Here is a 19,485-nt window from a genome sequence, read left to right on the forward strand (position 1 = left end):
ACGCAGGCACAAAAAAGGCGATCCATCCGGATCGCCTTTTTTATTACTTCACCACTTTCAAACTGGGTCGACCGCTGGGGCGCGGCGGCTCGCTGTCGGGTGGCGGAATATCGTCATCCGGCTCGATCTCTTCCTCGTCCTCCATGGGCGATTCCAGATCGAACACCATGCCCTGGCCGTTCTCCCGAGCGTAAACGCCCAGGATCGATGCGATAGGCACGTACAGGGTGTGCGGCACACCACCGAAACGCCCTTCGAAGCTGACCGCTTCGTTATCCATGTGCAGATGACGCACGGCTGCCGGCGATACGTTCAGGACAATCTGCCCGTCACTGGCAAAACCCTGAGGCACCTGCACCGACGGATACTCGGAATTGACCAGCATGTGCGGGGTGCAATCGTTGTCCACAATCCACTCGTAGAGCGCGCGGACCAGATAAGGTCGACTGGAGTTCATAGCGGCTCCTTAAGCCTTAGCGCATATCGCGTTCGACACCAGACAGACTCGCCTGGAAAGCCTCACGCGCAAACGAGCGCTCCATGTAATCAAGCAGCGGCTTGGCTGGCCGCGGCAGTTCTATACCCAGAATCGGCAATCGCCAGAGTATTGGCAATAGGCAGCAATCCACCAGACTTTGTTCCTCACTGAGGAAAAACGGCTTGTCGGCGAACAACGGCGACACGCCGGTCAGGCTTTCGCGCAGCTCTTTGCGAGCCGCGACACGGGCTGCTTCCTTGGACCGGGAATCCAGGATCAGATCCACCAGACCACACCAATCACGCTGAATACGATGAATCAGCAGACGGCTGTTGGCACGCGCCACTGGATAAACCGGCAGTAAAGGCGGGTGCGGGTAACGCTCATCCAGATATTCCATCACCACGGTCGACTCCCACAGCGCCAGGTCACGATCAACCAGGGTGGGCAAGCTGCCGTAAGGGTTCACTTCAATCAGTTTAGGCGGCTGACGACCAGCTTCCACGTAAATGATCTCGGCGCTGACACCCTTCTCTGCAAGTACGATACGCACTCGGTGGGAATAGTGGTCGGCGGGGTCGGAGTAACAGGCCAACCGATTGGTCACGCCCATGGCGGTCCTCCTCGCTTGTTGAAATTATCGGAAACGGAAAAACGCGCGCGCCCAGAGGGCGCCTCCCGTAACGCCTGGATCACCAGGCTCGTTACACCTTCAGAGACGCCCTTGGGCGCGCGCGATTGACAGCAATTTTACAGCAATATCAATGGACGTCTTTCCAGTATTCACGCTTGAGCAAGTATGCGAATACGAAGAAGAACGCCAGGTACAGCAACACATAGGTACCGATGCGCTGATGCTGCAGCTTCACCGGGTTGGCCGAGTAGGCCAGGAAGGTCACCAGATTCTTGACCTTCTCGTCGAACTGCTCTTCGTTCAGCGTGCCGGTTTTCGGCAGTATGGTCAGCTGGTCGCAGGCTTCATGCGTCAAAGCGGTGCCGGTCAGCGGATCGTATTGCTTCTTGCCGTCTTCGACGATTTGAACTTGTTTACAGCCTACCACCTGACGACCCTGCAGGCCGACCAGAACGTTAGGCATCCCGACGTTCGGGAATACCTTGTTGTTCACGCCCCAAGGACGCGATGGGTCTTCGTAGAAAGATTTCAGGTAACCGTAGAGCCAGTCAGTGCCACGAACGCGGGCGACCAGGGTCAAGTCGGGCGGCGCCGCACCGAACCAGGTCTTGGCGTCAGCCGGCTGCATGCCGATGCTCATGTGGTCGCCGATCTTGGCGCCGGTGAGCACCAGTTTCGAGAGCATCAGGTCGTGCGGAATGCCCAAGTCATCGGCGACACGTTCGTAACGCTGGAACTTGGCGCTGTGACAGCCCATGCAGTAGTTGGCGAATGTACGTGCGCCATCCTGCATGGCCGCCTGGTCGGAAACGTCGATGTCGACCTTTTCCAGCTCAGGAGCACCCGCTGTCGACGCGAACGAGAACACAGGCATAGCAGCAAGAATCAGTACAGCAAATAGCTTTTTCATCAGCCAGTCACCCTTTCCGGAACCGGTTTGGTCTTCTCGAGCCTGGTGTAGAACGGCATCAGAATGAAGTAGGCGAAGTACAGGAACGTACACACCTGCGACAGCAACGTACGGCCTGGAGTCGGAGCCAGAACACCCAGTACACCCAGGATCACGAACGAGATGCAGAACACCCAGAGCCAGATCTTGCTCAGCCAGCCTTTGTAGCGCATCGACTTGACCGGGCTGCGGTCCAGCCATGGCAGGACGAACAGCACAGCGATGGCGGCGCCCATGGCGATAACACCCAGGAGCTTGTCCGGAACCGCTCGCAAAATCGCGTAGAACGGCGTGAAGTACCAGACTGGAGCGATGTGCTCTGGGGTCTTGAACGCGTTCGCCACTTCAAAGTTCGGCTTCTCAAGGAAGTAGCCGCCCATTTCAGGGAAGAAGAACACGATCGAGCAGAAGATGAACAGGAACACCACGACGCCGACGATATCTTTCACGGTGTAGTACGGGTGGAAGGCAATGCCATCCAGCGGTACGCCGTTTTCGTCTTTGAATTTCTTGATGTCCACGCCGTCCGGGTTGTTCGAACCGACTTCGTGCAGCGCCAGAACGTGCAGCACCACCAGACCGAGAATCACGATCGGCAAGGCCACAACGTGCAGGGCGAAGAAGCGGTTGAGGGTGATACCGGAAATCAGGTAGTCACCGCGGATCCACTGAGTCAGATCATTGCCGATGACCGGGATCGCGCCGAACAGCGAGATGATCACCTGGGCACCCCAGTAGGACATCTGACCCCACGGCAGCAAGTAACCCATGAAAGCTTCAGCCATCAGCGCCAGATAGATCAGCATGCCGAAGACCCACACCAGCTCACGCGGCTTCTGGTACGAACCGTAGAGCAAGCCACGGAACATGTGCAGATAAACCACGATGAAGAACATCGAAGCGCCGACCGCGTGCAACATACGCAGGATCGAGCCGTACTCCACGTCGCGCATGATGTATTCGACGGAAGCAAATGCCTCTTCCGCCGACGGGGTGTAGCTCATGGTCAGCCAGACACCGGTAACGATCTGGTTGACCAGAACGAGCAGTGCAAGGGAGCCAAAGAAATAGAAGAAGTTGAAGTTCTTCGGGGCGTAGTACTTGCTGAGATGGTCTTCCCACATTTTGGTCGCGGGAAAGCGCGCATCAACCCAATCCATGAACTTGCTCATCACGCTTTCTCCGTATCGACGCCAATGATAATGATGTCATCGGTCTCATAGGAATGCGGGGGAACTGGCAGGTTCAAAGGCGCAGGTTGCGACTTGTAGACGCGGCCAGCCAGATCGTAGTGGGAACCGTGGCAAGGGCAGAAATAACCACCTACCCAGTCTTTGCCCAGATCCACAGGCGCCACTTCTGGTCGGAAGGTCGGCGAGCAACCCAGGTGCGTGCAGATACCGATCAGCAGCAGAACCTCTGGTTTGATCGAACGCGTTTCCGGGTCGACATAGGTCGGTTGTGTCGAGTTCTTGGAGGTCGGGTCAGACAGCTGGCCCTCGATCTTTTTCAGATTCCCCAGGATTTCCGCGGTTCGGCGGACAATAAACACCGGCTGACCGCGCCACTCAGCAATCATCTGCTGACCTGGCTCGATTTTGCTGACATTCACCTTCACCGGTGCACCTGCGGCTTTCGCCTTGGCACTGGGAAACCATGACCCCACGAACGGGACCGCAGCCCCCACCGCTCCTGCAGCACCCACCACGGATGTGGCTGCTACCAAGAAGCGACGCCGGCCTGCATTCACGCCGTCATTGCTCATTCAGTCCTCTCCCATCAGCTTTGTGGCCTGTTAAATCAGGCGTCTACTAAGTAAAAATCTGAACTTATAAAAATTTTGCCGAATGGTAATGAAAAGCCCCAATTCTGACAAGGTAATTACCAAGGGGCTCCACTGCCAAGCCTTGCAGTATAGGGCTTCCGCGGCTGTGGCAAGTTGTCACAGAGCAATTCTTTGAAAAAACGCACCCATAAAAAAACGCCCAGCTTCGCGAGGAAACTGGGCGTTCTTTTCGAACGTAAAAGCGAATTAACGCTTCGAGTACTGCGGACGCTTACGCGCTTTACGCAGACCGACTTTCTTACGTTCAACTTCACGAGCATCGCGAGTAACGAAGCCAGCTTTGCGCAGAGCGCCACGCAGGGTTTCGTCGTACTGCATCAGTGCGCGAGTGATACCGTGGCGGATTGCGCCAGCTTGACCACTTACACCACCACCGATCACTGTGACGTAGATGTCGAATTTCTCGCCAGTCTCAGTCAGTTCAAGCGGCTGACGAACTACCATGCGGGCAGTTTCGCGGCCGAAGAAATTTTCCAGGGTGCGGTTGTTGATGGAGATGTTACCAGTACCCGGACGCAGGAAAACGCGTGCGGTTGCGGTTTTGCGACGGCCAGTGCCGTAATTTTGAGTCGCCGACATAATGAACTATTCCGTTAAAACTTCAGTTCTTGGGGCTGCTGAGCAGTATGAGGGTGTACAGCGCCCGCATAGACTTTCAGCTTACGATACATGTCGCGACCCAACGGGTTCTTAGGCAGCATGCCTTTGACCGCGGTCTCGATCACGCGCTCAGGGGCTTTAGCGATCAGCTTCTCGAAGTTGATCGACTTGATGCCGCCCGGAAAACCGGAGTGAGAGTAGTAGATTTTGTCGGTGGTTTTAGCACCGGTTACACGAATCTGCTCGGCATTGATAACGACGATGTAATCGCCAGTGTCAACGTGAGGAGTGTACTCAGCTTTATGCTTGCCACGCAGACGGCTCGCGATTTCGGTGGCCAGACGACCCAGGGTCTGACCTGCAGCGTCGACGACAAACCAGTCGCGCTGTACTGTTTCCGGTTTAGCAGTAAAAGTTTTCATTCTTTAATAGCCTCAGGGGCCGCCCTGTAAATTAGACGGCGGATCTTACTAAATAGTGCGTACTTTGACAAGTCAAAGGCAGCCGGATACAGACGCTTTCGGGGGCTCGGGTCGGTGCGTCCGTTCAACGGCAAGATTCTTCGGCGGCGGCGCATCACTTCCACTGCAGAAAGAGGTGCGCAATTATGCAGATTGCGAAAAATAATTCAACCTGCTTTTATGATTGTTTTGCCAAAGGAGCACCCGATGGACTATCGCCAGCTAGGCCGAACCAATCTGAACGTGAGCGCCATCTGTCTCGGCACCATGACCTGGGGCGAGCAAAACAGCGAGGCTGACGCCTTCGCCCAGATTGAACGGGCCAAAAGCGCCGGGATCAATTTCATCGACACTGCCGAAATGTACCCGGTGCCACCCAAGGCCGAAACCTACGCCACCACCGAGCGCTACATCGGTAATTACTTCAAAAGCCGCGGTGATCGCGCCGACTGGATCCTGGCCAGCAAGATCGCCGGCCCCGGCAACACCATCGACTACATTCGCGACAAAAACCTGCGGCACAACCGCCAGCACATCACCGAAGCCGTGGACGCCAGCCTCAACCGCTTGCAGACCGACTACATCGACCTCTACCAGTTGCATTGGCCGGAGCGCAGCACCAATTTCTTCGGTCAACTCGGTTACAAACACCAGACCGAAGCCAACCTCACGCCGTTGGAGGACACCCTCGAAGCGCTGGACGAACAGGTCAAGGCCGGCAAGATCCGCCACATCGGTCTGTCCAACGAAACGCCATGGGGCACCATGCGCTTCCTCGCCCTGGCCGAAGCCCGTGGCTGGCCGCGCGCCGTGTCGATCCAGAACCCGTACAACCTGCTCAACCGCAGCTTCGAAGTCGGTCTGGCGGAAATCGCCATCCGCGAACAATGCGGCCTGCTCGCCTATTCGCCGCTGGCGTTCGGTTTCCTTTCGGGCAAGTACGAAGGTGGCGCGCGCCCGCCTAAAGGCCGCCTGAGCCTCTACAGCCGCTTCAGCCGCTATTTCAACCCGCAGTCGGAAGCCGCGTGCAGTCGTTATGTGGCCCTGGCGCGTGAACACGGCTTGGACCCGGCGCAAATGGCGCTGGCGTTTGTCACTCAGCAGCCCTTTGTGACCAGCAATATCATTGGCGCGACGACGATGGAGCAGCTTGAAAGCAATTTAGCGAGCTTCGAGTTGAAGCTGTCGGATGAAGTACTGGAGGGGATTGAGGCGATTCACAAGGATCACCCGAACCCAGCGCCGTAACTCAAGACGTTGATCGTCCCCACGCGGCGTGGGAACGATCAACGCGGCATCACAGCGACCGCGCAATAATCTCCTTCATGATTTCATTGGTTCCCGCATAAATCCGCTGCACCCGCGCATCCGCCCACGCCCGGGCGATCGGGTATTCCCACATGAAACCGTAGCCGCCATGCAACTGCACGCATTCGTCGAGCACCTTGCATTGCAGGTCAGTGCCCCAATACTTGGCCATCGCCGCGGTCGGCACGTCGAGCTTGCCGTGCAGGTGCAGCTCCAGACAGCGATCGACAAAGACCCGGCCGATCTGAATCTCGGTCGCCATCTCCGCCAGTTTGAAGCGGGTGTTCTGGAAGTCGGCGATCGCCTTGCCGAATGCCTTGCGCTCGCGGGTGTAGTCCAGCGTCCATTGCAACGCAGCTTCAGCCGAAGCAAGCCCGCCGATGGCAACGGTAAGGCGCTCTTGAGGCAATTCCTGCATCAGGTACGCGAAGCCCATCCCAGCCTGCCCCAACAGGTTTTCCTTGGGTACCCGAACGTCCTGGAAGAACAGTTCCGAGGTGTCCTGAGCCTTCATGCCGACTTTTTCCAGGCGCTTGCCCTTGGCAAAGCCCGGGGTGTTGGCTTCCACCAGAAACAGGCTGGTGCCTTTTGCTCCGGCCTTCGGATCCGTCTTGGCCACGACAATCACCAGGTCAGCGAGAAAGCCGTTGGTGATGAACGTCTTCGAGCCGTTGATCACATACTCGTCGCCATCGAGCACCGCGGTGGTTTTCACCCCTTGCAGGTCGGAACCGGCACCCGGCTCGGTCATGGCAATCGCCGTGACCATCTCGCCAGACACCAGTTTTGGCAGGTATTTGTGTTTCAGCGCTTCACTGCCGTAATGCAGGATGTACGGCGCGACGATGTCCGAATGCAGGGAAAAACCGATACCGGTCAGGCCGAGACGACCGATCTCTTCGATCACCACTGCGCTGTAGAGAAAGTCCGCCCCCAGGCCGCCGTATTCTTCCGGCAGATGCGAGCACAACATTCCCGCCTCCCCTGCCTTGCTCCAGAGTTTGCGGTCGATATAGCCTTGTTTTTCCCATTGCCCATGGAACGGCACGGCTTCTTTTTCGAGGAACGTTCGCACGCTGTCGCGAAAAAGTTCGTGCTCGGAGCTGAACAAGGTTCTGGGGATCATGCGGCACCTATCGTTATTGTTAGCCGGAATGGACCTTCAGAGACTAAGCCCCGCATCCGACACAGGACACTGGACACATCAGACAAAAAATAAGACGATCCAGCCGTCTGGTGACCACTTTCCCCTATAAGAATAAAGTTGAATTATGTCTAACCAAGCCTCCACGCCCTTGCGGCGCGTCAGCATCCTGGCTATCGACCGGGTTTTCGCTTCCACCCTCATGCAAGCCAAGGATTTCTTCCACCTGGCCAGCCTGCGTTACGGCAAACAACTGGGCCAAGGCCTGACTCCGGCGTTCGAAACCCGCCTGGTCAGCCCCGACGGCAAACCGGTGAATAGCTTCAGCGATGTGATCATGCCGGTGGACGGCGGCCTGGAAAATGCCGACATCATTGTCCTTCCGGCCTTCTGGGACGATTTCGACACCCTGTGCCAACGTTATCCACAAGTCCTGCCCTGGCTGCGCCAGCAACATGCTCGCGGCGCAGTACTCTGCGGCGAAGCCACCGGGGTGTTCTGGCTGGCCGAGGCCGGGCTGCTCGACGGTAAGGAAGCGACCACTTACTGGCGTTTCTTCAATGCGTTTGCCGAACGCTTCCCGCGGGTTCAGCTCAATCAGGACAAGCACCTGACCGATGCCGACAACCTGTATTGCGCGGGCGGCACCACGTCGGCCTGCGACCTTTACATCTACCTGATCGAACGCTTCTGCGGCGCCAACGTGTCCCAGGCCGTGGCGCGGGATATTCTTTATGAAGTGCAGCGCAGCTACTCGCCAGGACGGATCGGTTTCGGCGGTCAGAAGCTGCACCAGGATGTGATCATTCTGCAGATCCAGCACTGGCTCGAAGAACACTTCGCCGACAAATTCCGCTTCGAAGACGTGGCTCGCGAACACGGCATGAGCATCCGCAATTTCATGCGACGCTTCCAGACAGCCACCGGCGACAAGCCGTTGCACTACCTGCAACGCCTGCGCATCGAGACGGCCAAGGGCCTGCTGTCCGGCAGCCGCAAGAGCATCAAGACCATCAGCTATGAAGTCGGTTACGACGATGCGAGCTTCTTCGCACGGTTGTTCCGCCAGCACACCGAATTGTCGCCGAACCAGTACCGGCAGCAGTTTCAGCAAGCTGCTTAAGGACGCGCGCCTCCTGTAGGAGCACCGCTTGCTGGCGATCAGCGATGACACCCCGTGTCGCGCAGTCGCGCGCAAGCCTTGCTCCTACAAGTATCAGCGGCTTCCGAGTGCCTTTTTCCCACACCAAATCGGGAATACAGAGCAGCGCAGAACTCAATTCTGCTCACATACACGCCCCCCGAAAAACGCCAACATCTTTCCCTGCCAATGACATCAGGGAAGATCAACAGTGACCATCGGATCAAGCTACAACTACCCGTCATTCGTCGCCAATGCCGTTCGTGCAAAGCGTTCGACTGAAAACAAATGGGTGACTCGTTTTCCAAACCCACCCGACTTGTGCTTCGACTATCGAGCACTGGTTGAACAAGAAAACGGCATCGCCAAGGCAACTGACCCGCACCATAAAATTTGCATTATTGGCGCCGGCGTAACCGGACTGACGGCCGCCAGAGAACTGTATCGTTGCGGGTTTACCCAAATCACCCTCATAGAACAATCCAGACGCATAGGTGGCAGACACCTGACCATCCCTGGAAGCCTGAACTCGTCGATGAGCCATACACCGTTTGAAATGGGGGCCATGCGCATGCCCTTCTTCAATCGGGCGGACGAGCCACCGACAGAGGGCCGCTCGCTGATGGCTTACTACGCCAAGGCGTTCGACCTGGCGTTTTCAGATTTTGCCAATCCCGGAAGCCAGTGGGTCACTTCGACCGGGATCTATCTGCGAGAGGGCAGCATGGGCGGCGGACAGACTCCGCAGATGCTGATCTGGAAAAATGAAGATGGCCAGACACCCCCTCCCGGCGAAGAACTGCAAAAGGTTTATGCAAAGTGGAAGGCCTTTGCCGATCGCATGACCCGGCACGTCGCAGAGGTTTACGCCAGTCAGGCATGGGAAGTCATGTGGGCTGCTATCGTCAAAAAATATGAGAGTGTTTCGTTTCGCGATCTGGTCAGTATGCCCACCGTGCAAGTTTGGGATGAACGCTCACCGGGGGACTTTGGCGGAATGGGAATGTCCGCGGAGGAGTCCGCGATTTTCTATGCCATTGGCATCGGCGACGGTAGTTGGGGTGCCTTTTACGATGTCTGCTCCCTTTATCCCCTGCGCACCGCCATTTTTGGATTCAGCAGTCAGCTGCAATTGATCCACGGTCGGGTCGACTCTATAGGCGATCCGCTGGATTCACCCTGCCTGAACAACGAAGCCGTTTTTGACTCGATGGGGCTGAGTTTCGACAGGCCCCGCTACATCGGACTCGCAGCACTGGACGAATGCCTGCTGTTCATGAAAGCCGACGAAACCGGAAAGTCCTTCTACGAACACTGCCAGGAAAGAAACAACGGCTTGCTCATGGACTCATCCGTTACAAAACTTAAAAAACTGACGAACCAGAAAACACGCGTGTACTACAACTCAAAACACAGCCAACCCGAGCAAACCCGGGAGCACTACGATGACTTTGATTCGGTCATCATGACCCTTCCCTCCTGGCTGATCGAAACGCGCATCAAGCTTGAAAACTTCACGCCACAGATGCTGCCGTTCGAGACGATCAGTGCCTATAAAACCGCGCACTGGGAAACCAGTTGCAAAGTCTTCGCACCGTTAAAAAAATCATTCCTTTCGAAAAACAGCAACATCCCGCAGGTCATCGTCACTGACAGTTTCATCCACGACGTCTACACCTACCGCTACAACGATAACTACAGCTATGACTGCATCCTTTTAAGTTACACATGGGAGGATGACGCCACCAAACTGGCCTCTTTCACCGACAAGGAACTGGCGAACAAGTGCGTCGAAGAGCTGGATCGAATCCTCATGAATTGCGCCAATATCCAGGAGAAAATCTCTCCCTACATTGGCCTGGATCAAGCCGTGGTCCAGCGCTGGATGACCGATAAAAATGCATTGGGCTGTGCAAAGTTATACCGACCCGGTACCTACTACGACGCCGTCAGCCTGATGAAGTACAACCGCGACTTCGCGCATGTCTCAGGTCTGTATTTTTCCGGGGAGTCATTTTCAGTCGATGCAGGCTGGACCGAGCCGTGCTTTCGGGGCGCTGTCGATGCGGTCATCCATCTCTGCAACAAAACAGCAGCGATCTTCCATGGCGGTTTTTCCATGAGCGACTATCCGCACTATAACCTCAGAACCTGATCACCTTCCTTGCCCAGGAGCCATACACGACGTGCAGTGGCTCTACTTTGTCGACCTTCCTGCCAAGCGCCTCGCGCAGTCATCTTCGGATACGTACTACACCCTAAACGGAAGTAGCTGACTTACGCGCTCTCGCCGATTCGACTCTCATAAGCACGCAATTAAACAGCGTGAATAACAATAAAAAGAGGTCATCGGAATGAACGAGCCAACAAGCCCTGTTCGTGTAGCAGTCGTGCAATTCGATCCACAAGTCGGCATGCAAAATCGCGAAGAAAATCTGCGCAAGAGTCTGGAATTAGCGTTGGAAGCGGCAAATGACGGGGCGAATCTCATCGTCCTGCCCGAGCTTTCAAACACAGGTTACTTCTTCAAAACCCGACAGGATGCGTTCGAGCATTCGGAGGTTGTTCCCAGCGGGCCGAGCGTGCAGGGCTGGATGGATTTTGCCCGCCAGCACAAGGTTTATCTGGTCGCCGGTTTGACAGAGCGTGATGGCATGCAACTGTTCAACACCGGCGTTCTTGTCGGGCCTGACGGCTTCATCGGCAAGTACCGAAAAGCACATTTATGGAATCTGGAAAAACTGTGGTTCACCCCGGGCGATCTGGGCTTCCCGGTTTTCGACACCCCAATCGGTCGCATAGGGTTATTGATCTGCTGGGACATCTGGTTCCCGGAAGTACCGCGCATTTTGAGCCAGCAAGGCGCCGACATTATTTGCAGCCTGAACAACTGGGTCTGGACACCGCCGCCCCTGTTCGATGACGCCGGCAAGTGCATGGCGTCGTACCTGACGATGACGGCGGCTCACGTCAACAATGTGTTTATTGCGGCAGCGAGCCGGATCGGCGAAGAGCGAGGTGCACGTTACCTGGGCTGCTCGCTGATCGCGGGCACCAACGGCTGGCCGATTGGCCAGGTGGCTTCAGCGGACAAGCAGGAAATCCTGTTTGCCGACATCGACCTGACCAGCTCGCGCAGCGCGCCGATCTGGAACAACTTGAACGATTTGCATCGTGATCGTCGAGCCGATCTCTACGATCAAATGCTCGGTTACACCCAGCACCCTTGTCTGCCGCGCTGATAAGGGGGCATGACTGATGGAAACCGCAAACGATAAACCGCAAAACCGGCTTGCCGCCAGGTCGCCGCTGGATACCGCGATCATCTGGCTGATGCTCGGCACGGCATTGTTGATCATCTGGCTTTCATTCACCTACCGGACATCCTGGTCAGCCCATTGGCCAGACTACAGTCACATGGTATCGAGCCTCCCTGAACCGAGTGCCTGGCTGCGTTGGGTGCTGGGAGACATCAGCGAGGTGGCGTTCTACAAACATGAGTTCGCTTCGATCGGGCTGCTTGCAGGCGCCTATCTGGCCTACTGGGCGAATCGAACGGCAAAAGCCTGGCAAGGCTTTACCATTTGCTACGGCAGCGGATTATGGCCGTGGCTCGTCACCAGCTCATTACTTGGGTTGTTGCTGAGTAACCTGCTGTGGGGCTGGACGGTCACGGCCACCAGCTGGCAACCCACGTTTGCCGCCTTTGTTTCGTTGCCCGCGGCGATGGTGCTGATGTTCGGTGGCGGCTGGAAGGTCACGATCAATGGCGCAATCATGGGCGCCGTGTTAGTCACCCCGATGTGCTTGCTGATCGTCAATTACGTCTGCAACCCCCTCGGATTGCCAGCCGTGATTGGCAATGTCTCGGGCATGGCGGTCGCCAGCGTCGGCGCTTTTCTGCTCTGCCGTTACCTGCCGAGCCTAGTGAACTCCGACCGACCCGAGAAGCCGTCCGCCCCTGTGCCCGCACCCGTCATAACCAAAACGCCCGACTATGGTGTCGTGTGGAGTCTACGTCGGGTGTTGGCTGACTTTTCGGAAGCGCCGTTCTTCGGCAATGAATGGGCCAGTCTCGGCTTGATCGCGGGGGCCTTGCTGGCTTACACCTTGAACCCGACGAGCCCAGTGTATGGCACGGGCTTGCTGCCCCAACTGATCGCCGCGCAGGCGTTGACCTCGGCGTTAGGGGTAGTGATCTGGCGTCGGCAATGGATATTGCGCGGCTGGTATCCCACCTATGTTCCGTTGGTGTCTGTCGTGCCAGCGGCCGTTCTGACGTACGGTGGCACCTGGCAGGTCATCGCCGCAAGCGCACTGCTGGGGGCACTGATTGCGCCACCGCTGGCGTGCGCGATTGCTAAGCGGTTGCCGGCCGACATGCACGGTTTCATCGGCAATGTACTGGCCATGGCTATCAGTACGTTGCTGATCATTCCGTTTATCGGACTGCTATTAGCCCGCTAACGAACGTCACGATTGGGCTGTATCACGGACTCAAATCCAGATACAGCCACTTCTCATCACACGCTAATGAGGTATCACATGGACCTGCCCAAACTGGCCATTGCGGCGCTCGGCGGTACCGTGAGCATGCAAGCCAGGAACGCCGGAGAAGGGGTGATCCCGACCGTCAGCGGCGAAACCTTGCTGGCCTCGGTGCCAGAGTTGGCGACCTTGGCACGGGTCACCGTAGAAACGCTCGGACTGTTGCCCAGCGCCTCACTGGATTTCGACTTTTTGCTGAGTGCCCTTTCCTGGGCGAATGTTCAAATCAGGCAAGGTGCGGTGGGTGTTGTCATCACTCAAGGCACAGATACCCTCGAGGAAACCGCCACATTTTTTGACTATTTGTGGGACAACGACGAGCCGTTGGTGCTGACCGGCGCCATGCGTTCGGCAGCCCAGGCAGGGGCCGATGGTCCGGCGAATCTGCTGGATGCTTGCCGGGTTGCACTGGCTGAAAGCAGCCGTCAACGAGGCGTTCACGTGGTGATGAATGGACAGATTCATTCAGCGAACGCCGTCCGCAAAACCGATTCATTGGCATTGCAGGCGTTTTCCTCCCCCATCATTGGTCCTGCCGGCATGGTGATGGAAAACGCTGTCAATTATCTGCATCTGCCAGTCCGACGCAAGGTCTTGCCGTTGCCACCGTTGACCACACAGAAGATTGCCCTGCTGGAAGCGTCGCTGTGCGCCGATACCCTGTTAATCGAGAACATCCTCGAACTGGGTTACGACGGGCTGGTGATTGCGGGTTTCGGTGCAGGACACGTTGGCGCGAACTGGGTTGATGCAATTGAAACCATCGCCAGAAAAATCCCTGTCATCGTCGCCACCCGGACAGGTTCCGGCTCCACGGCTCAATCGACCTACGGATTTATTGGCAGCGAAATGGACCTGATCAGTAAAGGTGCATCGATGGCTGGATTTCTCTGTCCACGCAAAGCCCGAATCCTGCTGTGGCTGCTCGTCGGCTGCCAGCTACAAGATGAAGTGGCACGCTTTCTCGTTAAAAACTGACACACGGCATACAACAAAAGGACCTGCAATGCAGGCCCTTTTTTATCTTCCGAACAATCCTACGGCTTATGCGCCCGGGACAGGAATTCGTGAGACTGCATTTCCAGCAGACGACTCAGGGTGCGCTGGAACTCGAAGTTCAGGCGACCGCCGGTGTAGAGGTCTTTGAGCTCGACTTCAGCAGAGATGATCAGCTTCACGTTACGGTCGTAGAACTCGTCGACCATGTTGATAAAGCGTCGGGCGATGTCGTCAGTAGTGACGTTCATCTGCTCGACACCGCTGAGCAACACAGCGTGGAAAATCTTGCCCAGCTCGATGTAATCGTTCTGGCTGCGCGGGCCGTCGCAGAGTTCGCGGAAGTCGAACCAGGCCACGTCATCGCACGTGCGCAAGGCGATAATTTCGCGATTCTCGATCATCAACACATCGTTTTCGATGGCCGCCGTGCATTCCGGCGTCAGGGCGCGGAAGCTCTTGCGCAGGCTTTCGTGGGACGCTTCATCCAGCGGGAAGTGGAACAGCTCCGCTTGCTCAAGGTGACGCAGACGATAATCGACGCCGCTGTCGACGTTGACGATCTCGGTGTTCTGCTTGATCAGCGCAATCGCCGGCAGGAAGCGCGCACGTTGCAGGCCATCCTTGTACAGACCGTCCGGCACGATGTTCGAGGTCGCGACCAGCGTCACGCCATTCTTGAACAGCTCTTCCATCAGCGTGCCGAGGATCATCGCGTCAGTAATGTCGGAGACGAAGAATTCATCGAAACAAATGACCCGGGCTTCGTCGGAGAAGCGCTTGGCGATGATGGTCAGCGGGTTTTTTTCGCCGCTGAGGGTCTTCATCTCTTCGTGCACGCGCTTCATGAAGCGGTGGAAGTGAGTGCGGACCTTTTCCTTGAACGGCAGCGCTTCGAAGAAGGTGTCGACCAGATAGGTCTTGCCACGGCCGACGCCGCCCCAGAAGTACAGACCCTTGACCGGTGCCGCGTCTTTCTTGCCAAACAGTTTGCCGAACAGGCCCGGTTTGCTGTGCGAGGCCGCGACCAGATCGTCGTACAGGCGCTGCAAATGGCGCACCGCAGTTTCCTGCGCGGCGTCATGGAAGAATTCCGGGCGTTTCAGATCAGCTTGATATCGTTCTAGGGGCGTCATAATTCGTTAGCAAGGCAACAAAAACGGGCCGTCACTGTAGCGACGGCCCGTGGGAATGGCAATCGGCCCTTAGTCGACCGAGCCGCTGATTTATTCCTGAACCGGCGTCAGAGCAACCCGCAGGGTGTCGATGGCGACATCGCGAGCCGCACCGTCAGCGAAGGTCGGGCTGTCGGCAACGCACTCGCCTTCGAGCCAGACGCTGAAGCTGGAGTCTTCACTGCGCACATCCAGAGGCTGGCCGGATTGCAGCTGCTTGCTCACCTGGCCTGCAGTTTTACCGTCGGCGAAGTTGCGCGACAGCAGCACCTGCTCGCCGTCGGCCGCCAGCAGACGGAAGCGGAAACTGCCGTCGTCTTCGCGGAAGCTGACGAAACGCGCGGCTTTCGCCGCTTTCTTCTTGGTGGTGGTCGCGACCTGGGCTTGAGCGACGAAAGAGCGCAGGCCAACCGCTTCACGCAGCTCCTGAAGGAACGGTGTCGCCACCGAGCGGGCCTTTTTGGCGCCGATTTGCAGGATGTCTTCCAGGTCTGCCGGGCGTTCGATCAGTTGGTGATAACGCTCGCGGGACTCACCCAGCTCGCTGTCCAGCAGCTGGAACAGACGATTCTTCGCCTCGCCCCACCCAAGGCCCTGTAGCAGCTCGCTGCGGAACTCGTCGGACTGCGCCGGGGTGGCGAAGGCCTGGAACAAGGTAAACAGGTGCGAGTTGTCCGGATCTTTCGCTTCGCCCGGCGCACGGGAGTCAGTGACGATCCGCGAAATCGCGTCCTTCATTTCCTTGGCACTGCTGAACAACGGAATGGTGTTGTCGTAGCTCTTCGACATCTTGCGACCGTCGAGGCCTGGCAGTGTGGCGACGCTTTCTTCGATCAGCGCCTCGGGCATGGTGAAGAATTCTTTGCCCTGACCAAACAGATGGTTGAAGCGCTGGCCGATGTCACGGGCCATTTCCACGTGCTGGATCTGGTCACGACCGACCGGCACCTTATGGGCGTTGAACATCAGAATGTCAGCGGCCATCAGCACCGGGTAGCTGTACAAGCCCATGGTGATACCGGCATCCGGGTCTTCGCCGGTTTCGACATTCTTGTCCACCGATGCCTTGTAGGCATGGGCGCGGTTGAGCAGGCCCTTGGCAGCAACACAGGTCAGCAGCCAGGTCAGCTCGGGGATTTCCGGGATGTCGGACTGGCGATAGAAGGTCACGCGGTCCACGTCCAGGCCACCGGCCAGCCAGGTCGCGGCGATTTCCAGACGCGAGCGCTGGATGCGCTGCGGGTCATCGCATTTGATCAGGGCGTGGTAGTCGGCCAGGAAGTAGAACGAATCGGCGTTGCTGTCACGGCTGGCGACGATCGCCGGGCGGATGGCGCCGGCGTAGTTGCCCAGGTGCGGCGTGCCGGTGGTGGTGATGCCGGTGAGGATACGGGTACGAGTCGTCATGGGTAATCGCTTGTCAGACTGCAATCAATTCGAAAGACGCGGCAGGATCAGATCCTTGAGATCGGTCAGCTTGCCATGAAAAAAGTGCCCGCATTCTGCCACTTTCAGCAGCTCATGGGGGCGCTCGAGTTTCTCGGACCAGTCGTAAACGGCCTGCGGATCGATAACTTCATCGGTTTCCGGCTGAATCAGGGTCAACTCACCTTCCTGCGGCAGTTGATCCTGATCACCCAGACGCATCACCGCAGGCGCGACCATGAACAGGTGCTTGAGCTGCTCACCCTTGGCTTCCAGACGTCCGCCGAGACTTGCCGCAACAAAACCGCCGAAGGAGAACCCGAACAACGTCAGCGGCAACTCGGGGTGTTTGGCTCGTAGCCATTCGGCAACGGCTTGGGCGTCGTCGACTTCGCCGGTGCCCATATCGTGAGTGCCTTCGCTGGCACCGACGCCACGGTAGTTGAAACGCAAAGTAATCAAACCGGCGTCACGCGCTGTGCGCTGCAAGGTCGAGACGACTTTGTTGAGCATGGTACCGCCCTGCACCGGGTTCGGGTGGCAGATCAGCGCCAGACCGCGGGGCTGGTCGCTGTCCAGGCCCTTGTTTTCCATATACAGGGCTTCCAGTTGGCCGACCGGGCCATCAATCACTACAGGGGTTTCGCGCATAAGCAAGGAAGGAACTCCGTGACCTCGAATCGGGTCGACTCGTCTAGCAAATTGTCTGTGCCAATCTATTGCGAGTGAATCGCGGTATACAGCGCAGGTTCGAGCCGTTAACGTAAAGCAAAGCCGTTTATAGAGGAAGGACTCGTGGAACACTCGCTCTTAGTTTGGTTGTTGCCGACTCTTGCCCTGGTTGTGGGTGTCGCCATTGGTTTCCTGATCGCTCGCCTGGTGCCGAATGCCGCGCCTAGCGGCACACAACGTCAGCTGGATGACATTCAGGAACGTTTCGACAGTTATCAGAACGAGGTGGTCACCCACTTCAACAGCACTGCAACCCTGGTCAAGAAACTGACTGCGAGCTATCAGGAAGTGCAGGATCATCTCGCCGAGGGTGCCAACCGCCTGGCCCTGGACGAGCAAACCCGCCAACGCCTGCTGGCCTCGCTGCACGCCGATGCGGCAGCCGCCCCACGGGAACGCCTGACGCCACCGCGCAATCAGGAGCCGCCTCGCGACTACGCCCCAAAAACCCCGAACGCGCCAGGCATGCTCGATGAGCATTACGGCCTGAAGAAGTAATCAGGTTTCACACGATACAAAAAAGCCCGCCCGATCTGTTTAGGATCGGGCGGGCTTTTTTACACCTGGGGTTCAGTCAGGCTGTTACTGATACTGCTGACCTGGAATCGCCTTCAAGTTGACCTCGACCCGACGGTTCTGCGCCCGACCATTGACGTCACCGTTGCTGGCAATCGGGTTATCCGGCCCGGCACCGCGAGCCGACAGGTTGGCACCGCTCACGCCCTGAGACGTCAGGTAGGTCGCCACGCTCTGGGCGCGACGCTGCGACAGGTCCATGTTGTGCTGGCGGCTGCCGGTGCTGTCGGTGTAGCCGACGATCTCGATCTGGTTCTGGCTGAACTCCTTGAGCGAGCCCGCCAGATTGTTCAACGGCTGATAGAAACCCGACGCGATGTTCGCCGAATCGGTGGCGAAGGTGATGTTACCCGGCATGATCAGTTTGATCTGATCACCCTGGCGCTGCACTTCCACCCCGGTGTTGGCCATGCTGGCGCGCAGCTTTTTCTCTTGCTGGTCGGCGTAATAACCGTAACCGGCAGCGGAAGCACCCACCACCGCAGCGCCAATCAGCGCGCCCTTGCCACGGTTATCGTGACTGATGGCCGCACCGGCCAAAGCACCGGCCAGAGCGCCGAGGCCACCGTATTTAGCGGTGTTGCTCATGCCCGTGGAGCCACCGTCGGCCTGGCCCTGGTTGTCGTAAGGGTTAGGCGAAGTGCAGCCAGACAGCAAGGCCACAGCCGTAGCGACAATTATAAAACGCTGCTTGGTGAACATTAAGAGCTCCTACTTTTTGTATTCTGTGGTGCATCAGACTAAGGCATTAAACCTTTGCGGGCGTTGGATCATTGCGGATGAAAAAAATTCCGCCATCCCCCCACAACGTTAGACATCAGGCTCGCACAAAAGGGTTCTCGCGCATTTCATCGCCCAGACGGGTGTCCGGACCATGCCCGGTCACCACCGTCGCCTCTTCGTCGAGGGTGTACAAGCGCTGCTTGATTGACCGCACGATGGTCGCCTGATCGCCACCCCACAAATCCGTGCGCCCTACCCCGCGACGAAACAACGTGTCACCGGCAATTAGCAGCTTAGCCTCTGGAAACCAAAAGCTCATGGAACCGGGCGTATGACCCGGCGTGTGCAACGCCACGCCGCAGCCGCAGGCCAGTTCTTCATCATCGGCCAACCAGCGATCTGGCGGCGGCACCGGCGTGTAAGGAACGCCGAACATCTGGCATTGCATCTCCAGGTTGTCCCAGAGGAATTGATCTTCTTTATGCAGGTGCAGGGTTGCACCGGTTTTTTCCTTCAACTGACCGGAAGCCAGGAAGTGATCGAGGTGCGCGTGGGTATGAATGATGCTGACCACCTTCAGGCCCAACGCGTCGAGCCGCGCGAGGATCAGTTCGTGATTACCGCCGGGATCGACCACGATGGCCTTTTTGGTGATCGGATCGCCGATGATCGTGCAGTTGCACTGCAAAGGGCCGACGGGGAAGGTTTCGCGGATGAGGGCTGTATTCGGGGTTTGCATGGGGGTCTGC

General features: G+C 57.4%; 20 protein-coding genes. 7 read left to right on the top strand and 13 right to left on the bottom strand.

Annotated features, from left to right (window positions below):
* Positions 1 to 43: 43 nt before the first annotated feature.
* The 7 genes from ACXPVS_RS22890 to rplM form a co-directional block, all read right to left on the bottom strand.
* Positions 44 to 457: a ClpXP protease specificity-enhancing factor gene (locus ACXPVS_RS22890; RefSeq protein WP_458511919.1), complete on the bottom strand. Its 414-nt coding sequence runs from the start codon at positions 455 to 457 to the stop codon at positions 44 to 46.
* A 16-nt stretch (positions 458 to 473) separates the two neighbouring features.
* Positions 474 to 1,091 carry a glutathione S-transferase N-terminal domain-containing protein gene (locus tag ACXPVS_RS22895; RefSeq protein WP_458511920.1) on the bottom strand — a complete coding sequence of 206 codons (618 nt, stop codon included), beginning with the start codon at positions 1,089 to 1,091 and terminating at the stop codon, positions 474 to 476.
* A gap of 148 nt (positions 1,092 to 1,239) precedes the next feature.
* Complete coding sequence (locus tag ACXPVS_RS22900) at positions 1,240 to 2,022, bottom strand: cytochrome c1 (protein WP_458511921.1); 783 nt, start codon at positions 2,020 to 2,022, stop codon at positions 1,240 to 1,242.
* Positions 2,022 to 3,233, bottom strand: a complete 1,212-nt coding sequence (locus tag ACXPVS_RS22905; protein ID WP_458511922.1) for a cytochrome b — start codon at positions 3,231 to 3,233, stop codon at positions 2,022 to 2,024. Before ACXPVS_RS22905 ends, ACXPVS_RS22900 begins: the two co-directional genes overlap by 1 nt.
* Positions 3,233 to 3,826 (bottom strand): ubiquinol-cytochrome c reductase iron-sulfur subunit, encoded by a 594-nt coding sequence (petA, locus tag ACXPVS_RS22910; protein WP_458511923.1) that lies wholly within the window; start codon positions 3,824 to 3,826, stop codon positions 3,233 to 3,235. The genes ACXPVS_RS22905 and petA overlap by 1 nt, the downstream gene beginning before the upstream one ends.
* 267 nt (positions 3,827 to 4,093) lie before the next feature.
* The gene (gene rpsI / locus ACXPVS_RS22915) at positions 4,094 to 4,486 is read right to left on the bottom strand and encodes a 30S ribosomal protein S9 (protein WP_276196510.1); all 393 of its coding nucleotides are present in this window, start codon (positions 4,484 to 4,486) and stop codon (positions 4,094 to 4,096) included.
* Between the two features lie 14 nt (positions 4,487 to 4,500).
* Positions 4,501 to 4,929 (bottom strand): 50S ribosomal protein L13, encoded by a 429-nt coding sequence (rplM, locus tag ACXPVS_RS22920; RefSeq protein ID WP_007905295.1) that lies wholly within the window; start codon positions 4,927 to 4,929, stop codon positions 4,501 to 4,503.
* Between the two features lie 246 nt (positions 4,930 to 5,175).
* Here rplM and ACXPVS_RS22925 point away from each other — a divergent pair, with 246 nt between their 5' ends.
* Entirely contained in the window at positions 5,176 to 6,216 is a 1,041-nt protein-coding gene (locus ACXPVS_RS22925) for an NADP(H)-dependent aldo-keto reductase (RefSeq protein ID WP_458511924.1), read from the top strand.
* 49 nt (positions 6,217 to 6,265) lie between these two features.
* On the opposite strand, the gene ACXPVS_RS22930 is transcribed toward ACXPVS_RS22925, so the two are convergent.
* Positions 6,266 to 7,402 carry an acyl-CoA dehydrogenase family protein gene (locus ACXPVS_RS22930; RefSeq protein ID WP_458511925.1) on the bottom strand — a complete coding sequence of 379 codons (1,137 nt, stop codon included), beginning with the start codon at positions 7,400 to 7,402 and terminating at the stop codon, positions 6,266 to 6,268.
* A 244-nt stretch (positions 7,403 to 7,646) separates the two neighbouring features.
* Between ACXPVS_RS22930 and ACXPVS_RS22935 the strand changes: the two genes are divergently transcribed.
* The 5 genes from ACXPVS_RS22935 (at position 7,647) to ACXPVS_RS22955 (ending at position 14,087) form a co-directional block, all read left to right on the top strand.
* Positions 7,647 to 8,543, top strand: coding sequence for a GlxA family transcriptional regulator (locus ACXPVS_RS22935; RefSeq protein ID WP_173860460.1), 897 nt, complete (start codon positions 7,647 to 7,649; stop codon positions 8,541 to 8,543).
* 229 nt (positions 8,544 to 8,772) lie between these two features.
* Positions 8,773 to 10,716 (top strand): flavin monoamine oxidase family protein, encoded by a 1,944-nt coding sequence (locus ACXPVS_RS22940; RefSeq protein ID WP_458511926.1) that lies wholly within the window; start codon positions 8,773 to 8,775, stop codon positions 10,714 to 10,716.
* Positions 10,717 to 10,915: 199 nt separating this feature from the next.
* Positions 10,916 to 11,803 carry a nitrilase family protein gene (locus tag ACXPVS_RS22945; protein ID WP_458511927.1) on the top strand — a complete coding sequence of 296 codons (888 nt, stop codon included), beginning with the start codon at positions 10,916 to 10,918 and terminating at the stop codon, positions 11,801 to 11,803.
* A 16-nt stretch (positions 11,804 to 11,819) separates the two neighbouring features.
* Positions 11,820 to 13,028, top strand: coding sequence for a hypothetical protein (locus tag ACXPVS_RS22950; RefSeq protein ID WP_458511928.1), 1,209 nt, complete (start codon positions 11,820 to 11,822; stop codon positions 13,026 to 13,028).
* 78 nt (positions 13,029 to 13,106) lie between these two features.
* Positions 13,107 to 14,087 carry an asparaginase gene (locus ACXPVS_RS22955; protein WP_458511929.1) on the top strand — a complete coding sequence of 327 codons (981 nt, stop codon included), beginning with the start codon at positions 13,107 to 13,109 and terminating at the stop codon, positions 14,085 to 14,087.
* Positions 14,088 to 14,146: 59 nt separating this feature from the next.
* On the opposite strand, the gene zapE is transcribed toward ACXPVS_RS22955, so the two are convergent.
* The 3 genes from zapE to ACXPVS_RS22970 form a co-directional block, all read right to left on the bottom strand.
* Complete coding sequence (zapE, locus tag ACXPVS_RS22960; RefSeq protein ID WP_458511930.1) at positions 14,147 to 15,241, bottom strand: cell division protein ZapE; 1,095 nt, start codon at positions 15,239 to 15,241, stop codon at positions 14,147 to 14,149.
* A gap of 90 nt (positions 15,242 to 15,331) precedes the next feature.
* Entirely contained in the window at positions 15,332 to 16,687 is a 1,356-nt protein-coding gene (locus tag ACXPVS_RS22965) for a tryptophan--tRNA ligase (RefSeq protein WP_458511931.1), read from the bottom strand.
* 24 nt (positions 16,688 to 16,711) lie between these two features.
* Positions 16,712 to 17,356: an alpha/beta hydrolase gene (locus ACXPVS_RS22970; RefSeq protein ID WP_458511932.1), complete on the bottom strand. Its 645-nt coding sequence runs from the start codon at positions 17,354 to 17,356 to the stop codon at positions 16,712 to 16,714.
* A 144-nt stretch (positions 17,357 to 17,500) separates the two neighbouring features.
* On the opposite strand from ACXPVS_RS22970, the gene ACXPVS_RS22975 reads away from it, so the two are divergent.
* Positions 17,501 to 17,935 (top strand): YhcB family protein, encoded by a 435-nt coding sequence (locus ACXPVS_RS22975; RefSeq protein WP_458511933.1) that lies wholly within the window; start codon positions 17,501 to 17,503, stop codon positions 17,933 to 17,935.
* 84 nt (positions 17,936 to 18,019) lie between these two features.
* On the opposite strand, the gene ACXPVS_RS22980 is transcribed toward ACXPVS_RS22975, so the two are convergent.
* Positions 18,020 to 18,715 carry an OmpA family protein gene (locus ACXPVS_RS22980; protein ID WP_458511934.1) on the bottom strand — a complete coding sequence of 232 codons (696 nt, stop codon included), beginning with the start codon at positions 18,713 to 18,715 and terminating at the stop codon, positions 18,020 to 18,022.
* A gap of 115 nt (positions 18,716 to 18,830) precedes the next feature.
* Positions 18,831 to 19,475: an MBL fold metallo-hydrolase gene (locus ACXPVS_RS22985; protein WP_458511948.1), complete on the bottom strand. Its 645-nt coding sequence runs from the start codon at positions 19,473 to 19,475 to the stop codon at positions 18,831 to 18,833.
* Between the last annotated feature and the right edge of the window lie 10 nt (positions 19,476 to 19,485).

The sequence above is a fragment of the Pseudomonas sp. Ma2-10 genome (assembly GCF_054330215.1).